At 59.3% G+C, this 6,341-nt stretch carries 4 protein-coding genes and 3 pseudogenes; 2 read left to right on the plus strand and 5 right to left on the minus strand.

Going from position 1 to position 6,341, the window contains the following annotated elements; all coding sequences use genetic code 11:
- From NKH63_RS31060 to NKH63_RS31080, 5 genes and pseudogenes are all read right to left on the minus strand, one after another.
- Positions 1-263, minus strand: a pseudogene (locus NKH63_RS31060) (hypothetical protein); the annotation flags it as partial.
- Positions 264-423: 160 nt separating this feature from the next.
- Positions 424-1,690, minus strand: a pseudogene (gene tnpC, locus NKH63_RS31065) (IS66 family transposase); the annotation flags it as partial.
- Between the two features lie 99 nt (positions 1,691-1,789).
- Entirely contained in the window at positions 1,790-2,146 is a 357-nt protein-coding gene (gene tnpB / locus NKH63_RS31070) for an IS66 family insertion sequence element accessory protein TnpB (protein WP_352920472.1), read from the minus strand.
- Positions 2,143-2,589, minus strand: coding sequence for an IS66-like element accessory protein TnpA (gene tnpA, locus NKH63_RS31075; protein WP_352920475.1), 447 nt, complete (start codon positions 2,587-2,589; stop codon positions 2,143-2,145). Before tnpA ends, tnpB begins: the two co-directional genes overlap by 4 nt.
- Before the next feature lie 68 nt (positions 2,590-2,657).
- Positions 2,658-3,238, minus strand: a pseudogene (locus NKH63_RS31080) (transposase); the annotation flags it as partial.
- Between the two features lie 355 nt (positions 3,239-3,593).
- Here NKH63_RS31080 and NKH63_RS31085 point away from each other — a divergent pair.
- The gene (locus tag NKH63_RS31085) at positions 3,594-4,775 is read left to right on the plus strand and encodes an aminotransferase class V-fold PLP-dependent enzyme (protein WP_352920478.1); all 1,182 of its coding nucleotides are present in this window, start codon (positions 3,594-3,596) and stop codon (positions 4,773-4,775) included.
- Positions 4,776-4,804: 29 nt separating this feature from the next.
- Positions 4,805-5,947: a M20 family metallopeptidase gene (locus tag NKH63_RS31090; RefSeq protein WP_352920481.1), complete on the plus strand. Its 1,143-nt coding sequence runs from the start codon at positions 4,805-4,807 to the stop codon at positions 5,945-5,947.
- The last annotated feature ends 394 nt before the right edge of the window (positions 5,948-6,341 follow it).

Here is a 6,341-nt window from a genome sequence, read left to right on the forward strand (position 1 = left end):
GGGCGATCACTATGGTCCGTTGCGCTGAACTCAGCCCGTTCAGCTTCTCCGAGTCGAGCGGCAAGCTGAGTTGGCGAACGACCACGAGAGATCGTGTCGGGGGTGGCAGGGTTCTCATGTTGCGCCTCCGCGATGGTGAAACCATCCGGAGAGCCTCGCCGGAAACGGCGTTCGATCAAGAGCTTGTGCAGCTCAAGCAGCGCGGCAAGCGATACGCGCGGGGGGCCCAGGTCCATCGCCGCGCAAGCCACGGGATCGATCATCCAGGCCGGAGCGGTAATGACATGCCCGGGCGCGACGACGAGATGAATGATCCGGCCGTTGGCGCGCTCTTCGCTGTTCTCGCAGCGAAGCCGACGTCCGAAATACGGGTGCCAACGGTAATGGACCTCGACCTCCTGCCCAACATGGGCAGAATGACCCCGAGATGGCAATGGGACGGATGGCGCGCTCGACGACGTTGGAGTCGATCTCGATCGTACCGTTGTCGAGGAATCGTGTCAGACCTTGCCAGCGCGAGAGCGCGTAGCGGATAGCTTCCGCCAGCTTGGTCTTCTGGCTGATAAGGGGTGAGTTGCTGCCTAAGCCACGGCTCAAGGGCATTGATGACGGGACGGCTTCTCTCCTGCCGGACGGCGCGGCGTTCGTCGGCGGAGCGACCGCGGATCTCGCTCTCAACGCGGTAGAGTTGGGCGATGCGGGCGAGCGCCTCCGTCGCGATCGGCGCGGGGCCGGACTGCGCGAGCTCATAGAAGCGGCGACGCACGTGCGACCAGCAAAAGGCCAAACTCACGGCGTTGCGTTCAGCCAGCGCCTTGTAGCCCGCGTATCCGTCGACCTGCAGGGTTCCGACAAAGCCCTGAAGATGCCGGATCGGCTGTTCGGCCTTGCGGTCCGGAGCGTAGAGATAGGCGACGCCGGGTAGGTCCATTCCGCCCCAAGGTCGGTCATCTCGGGCATAGGCGAACAACTGCCCCGTTTTGGTCCGCCCCCGGCCCGGATCAAGCACAGGCGCAGTGGTCTCGTCCGCGAAGAGCTTGTCTGATGCCTTCAGCCGCTCGAACAGCCGCTCATGCACAGGGCGAAGCAGGAAAGCTGCCTTGCCCACCCAGTCGGCGAGTGTCGAACGGTCGAGATTGACGCCCTGGCGGGCGTAGATCTGGGCCTGACGATATAGGGGAAGGTGGTCGGCATACTTCGACACCAGAACATGAGCCACCGTGGCCTCTGTAGGAATGCCGCCTTCGACGAGACGTGCCGGCGCTGGCGCCTGCACGACCACCTCTTCGCAGGCCCGACAGGCATACTTCGGTCGACGGGTGACAATCACCCGGAACTGGGCGGGCACGATGTCGAGACGCTCGGAGACGTCCTCGCCCATAACATGCAGCTGGCCTTGGCAGCACGGGCAGATCTTGTCGGCGATGTCGATTACCTGCTCGACGCGCGACAGATGGGCGGGCAACGAGCCGCGGTTGGCGCGACGCTTACGAGCCCTGGCATCACGCTTTGAGGGGTCCGCGGCTTCCGCGCTGGCGAAGCCCTCCGCCTCTACCTGCTCGGCTTCCTCCAGGCCCAGAAGAAGCTGGTCCTCGGGCAGGCTCTCCGCCCTTCGCCCGAAGCGATGGCGCTGCAACTCCTTGATGATTTGGCGGAGCCTCTCATTCTCCGCACGCGCGGCCAGAAGCATCGCCTGAAGCGCATGAGGATCGTCGGGTAGGGCAGCGGCCGCGTCAGTCACGAAGCGGATTCAAGCATGGATTCCAGTGATTTGGCAATAATGCGATGGTCAGCTCGCCGTCGTTGGAACACGCATCTCGCGCGTTTCGTGCACCCGCCGCCAGTCGAGGCCTTCCAGGAGTGCCTGCAACTGTGCCGCCGTCAGTCGCACGACACCATCGGTAATGCCCGGCCAGCAGAACTTGCCATCCTCCAGCCGCTTGCCGAACAAGCATACGCCCGTGCCGTCGAAGTAGACGAGCTTGATCCGGTCGGCCCGCTTGGCCCGGAACACGTAGACCGCGCCCGAGAATGGATCCGCGCCCATCGCCTCGCGCACGAGCGCTGCCAGACCTTCCGCTCCCTTGCGGAAGTCGACCGGCTTCGTCGCCACCATGACCTTGACCGCTCCCGTTGGCCCGATCACGACGTTGCCCTCAGCGCACGGATCACCGCTGCAACCGTCTTCGAATCCGCCCCACGACCCACCCGCATTGCGATGCCGTCGATCTCGAGCTCGATCACACCAGCGTCTCGAGCCGGCTCCCGCTTTCTTGGCTGTGGCCGATACTTCGCCGCAGGCTTCGGAGGCGCTGCCGTCACCACCGCCGGCACGAACATGGATTCCGATATTGCTGCCTCCCCCATCGGCCGGCGAGCAGCCCGACGCCAAGTGAACAATTGCTGCGGGGAAAGCCCATACCGGCGTGCCACAGCACAAACCGTCTCGCCCGCCTCGTAGCTCTCCGCCACTATCCGGGCCTTCTCCTCCGGCGGCCACTCACGCCGCCGACCCGAACCAGTGAAGATCTCCAGCCGACGGACCGGCTCCTCGTCCCTAGACTTAAGCGTAAACTCTGAAATCGTCATATGTCGAAGCCCTCAAAGGCCTCGAACATCGTCCCTTACATCCACGCGCGAAAGGTGCCGCCGGGACAGCGCTTACTCTCGGGAATGGGGTTCCAGACCCGTTTCGGCCGTGGTCGGCGATCCTCGAGGGCGTCGCTGCCGCCGGTCAGGAAACGATCATACCAGCGGTGGAAGGTGGCGCGGGGAATGCCAAGCTTCTCCAGCGTGCGGCGTGCTGGCAGATGCGACTGCTCGACGAGCCGGATGATCTCGAGCTTCTCGGAGGCGGGATATCTCATTCGTCGTCGTCCCCATCCGCGATCATGCTTTTTTTGAGCAGTCGCAGTTCCAGGGCCTGCTCGGCGACGACCTCCTTCAGATCACGGGTCTCGCGGCGCAGCACCTTGACCTCGTCGCTGGTGGCGGCGCGCGCCGTGTCACCCGCCAGCCGCTTCTTGCCGGCTTCGAGGAATTCCTTCGACCAATTGTAATATAGGCTCTCGGCGATGCCTTCGCGCCGGCACAGGGCGGCGATCGATTCCTCCCCGCGCAGACCTTCCAGCACGATGCGGATCTTCTCTTCCGCCCCATACTGCTTGCGGGTGGCGCGGCGGATATCCTTGATGACCGTCTCCGCAGACGGTTTCGGTGTCCCGGCTTTCTGTCTCATCTTCGCTCCTGTGGAGGGCTACGATGAGCCAGAAATCCTCCCTTCCTCGTTAAGCCAATTCTGTCTCACTGGCGCTGACGCCGTAGGGCGCTTTTCAGCGCGCACGGCTTCACGACCTTGGGACAATTGAAACTGCTCCCTCATGATTGCTGCAAAAATCGAGCTATTGCGCAGGAATACGGTGTCTCCAGAGGGAAGTAAGCCCAAAATTAGCGGAGACGAGTGCTAAAATGAGTGAGTCAGCGGATACGAACGGCTGACGTAGACGAGTTCTGTGCCAGTGACTCTTACCCCCCAACGATCTTATCAATCGCCCCCTTCATCGCCAGCCAACCCCCTGCGAAAGAAAGCCACTATGCTTCTTGAGGACATCCGTACTGAGTTTCCGGCCACAGCTGACGCCATTTACATGGACGTAGCGAACCAGGGGCTGATTTCAAGAACGACATTGGCGTCGATAGGGTCGCATTTGAACAATAGGCTGCATGGTCGAAACGACGAAGAAAGCATGTTGGAACATGTGGAGCATACTCGCGCCAGATTCGCACGATTTATCAATTCAGCCGAAGATGAAATTGCGATTACCAAAAATGCATCGGAGGGCATCAACATTATCGCCAACGCTGTCGATTGGAGACCTGGAGATAATGTCATCCTTTGCCCGCAATTGGAGCACGCGAATAACATCTTGCCCTGGCTTCAGATCAAGGACCGCCACAGGGTTGAATTGAGGTTTGTGGAGCCGATTAATGGTACAATTCCCCCTGATGCTATCGTAAAGGCAATCGACTCCCGTACCCGTGTTGTTGCGCTTGCGACGGTGACAATGGTTCCGGGATTTCGGATCGTCCTGGAGCCGATATCCGAAGCATGCAAGCACTATGGTGTCTTCCTTTTGGCCGACGCAACGCAATCAGTTGGCATACTCCACACTGATGTTACGCAACTCGGCGTGGACGGATTGGCAGTTTCCACTGTCAAGGGGCTGATGGGTCTCTATGGATCAGGGTTTTTGTACTGCCGCAAGGAATGGGCAGACCGGCTAAACCCAGCCTACCTCGCCCGCTTCAGTGTAGACTTCGGAAATGCACCAGAGTCAGCGCCAGTACCCAGCTTCGTAAAGTTGCGTCCGGGCGCCCCACGGTTTGACATTGGACATTATAACTTCCCCGGCATGCTTGCCGCATACGCATCAATGGGCCAACTACTCGATATTGGAACAGCGGTGATCGAACAAAGCGTAACCGCACTGGCGAATCGCCTGGCCTCTGGCTTCTTAGAGCTCGGGCTGCCGGTATGCGGCGGGGCTCCTGGCAGTCACACGAGTAGTATTGTAGCGCTTGGCGATCCATCCGCTCTTGTTGAGGGGCGACCTGTCGACCGCCGCATACATTCGCTTCACGAGCACTTTACCAACAACCAGGTGATTACCTCCATTCGCAGAGGCATGCTTCGGTTCTCCCTGCATCTTTACAACACCGCAGACGAGGTCGACCGTGTAGTCGATCTGGCCAAAAGCGGTTTGAAGCAGCAGTAAGAACCGTTACACAGGATACAGGAGAGTATATGTCAATCCCACCAGACCAAACGATAAAGCTCCTTCAAGACCTCGTTAAAATTGAGAGCATTAATCCATCGTTGTCGCCAAAAGGAAGCGGAGAGCAAGCGGTAGCTGAGTTCCTCGAACGTTTTTGCAAGGAACGAAACCTGCCGTATGAAATTCAGGAGGTTACCGACGGTCGCTCGAATTTCTTGACTTGGGTTCCGGGGCAGGAGCCTAACAAGCGCATTCTATTCATCGCTCATATGGACACCGTTCCTATTGATAAGTGGGAAACGGATTCGGGAGAGCAAAAAGCAGGGCGAATCTACGGTCGAGGTAGTTGCGATACAAAAGGATCGCTTGCTGCAATGTTGATCGCCCTAAGCACCCTTGGTGATCGGCAACCCAACGCCACGGTCGTCGTCGCAGCCAGCATTGACGAAGAGTACCGCAAAATTGGCGCCCGCGCCATTGCGCAATCACGCACATCTTATGACGCCGCGGTGGTCGGTGAGCCAAGCAGGTTAGAGCTTATAGTGGCTCACATGGGTTCCGTGCGCTGGCAAATCGAAGTTGAGGGTGTGCCCGCTCATACTTCGAGGCCCCACCTCGGGGTCAATGCAATCACGGGAATGGCCAAGATCGTGCTGGCTCTTGATGAGTATCATCGCACGCTGTTGTCTCGGCCGCAGCACCCATTGGTAGGCTCACCACTTCTAACTGTGAGCCTTATTGAAGGGGGGTTGGAACTAACGACTGTGCCGCCCGCATGCCGTATTTGGGTTGATCGGCGCCTGATACCAGGAGAGCGTCCCCAAGACGCCATCCAAGAGGTTGAGGATATTCTGGAAAGCTTTCGCCAAGGAGACCACAACATCAAGGTGCGCTCCTTGCTCCCCGCGTTGGAAGATCCGCCCCCGGCCAGCTCCGAGTCGAGCAAAATCGCAGCAGTGGCGGCGGCGGCATGTGTTGATGTAGCTGGAACCGGGAAATATATAGGAGCGAGGGGCGGCTCTGATGCAAGTCAGCTATCATTGGTGGGAATTCCCTGCATTGTGCTTGGCCCCGGAAGTCCAGAACAAGCCCATACTAACGGCGAATTTATTGAAATAGAGCAGGTGGCCAAGGCAGTGGAAATATACCAGAAAATTATGCTCACCTATTAGATGTAGTCGGATGGGTGATATGAGTTGCCCACATCCTGCTGCCGAACTGCACGCGGCGGGCAGGACCACTTTGGTTTGCCGAGGAAGTCTCACGGCCCCCGGTTCCCTTCGATTTTGAAGGGGACCGCGCCATCATGTGGTATAGCAGGGCGTTGATGTCACGAGCGCATCGTTAGTCGTACTGAGAGTGAGCAGCATCTCGGCTTTCATCGGCGCTTTCCGGTGGGGTCTGGTGGTAGAGGCCAACCCATTTCGTAGGTGAACTGATGATCGATGACATGATCAAGCGATCAAGCCGCCTACGCTCGTGGCATGCATACGACGGAGGCGGCATGATTGGGACACGCGCGGGGCGCGGCGGGCTCTATGATCCGATGCGTGAAGGTCAGGCGGC

This window comes from Mesorhizobium sp. M0960 (genome assembly GCF_040319055.1).
Classification (GTDB): Bacteria; Pseudomonadota; Alphaproteobacteria; order Rhizobiales; family Rhizobiaceae; genus Mesorhizobium.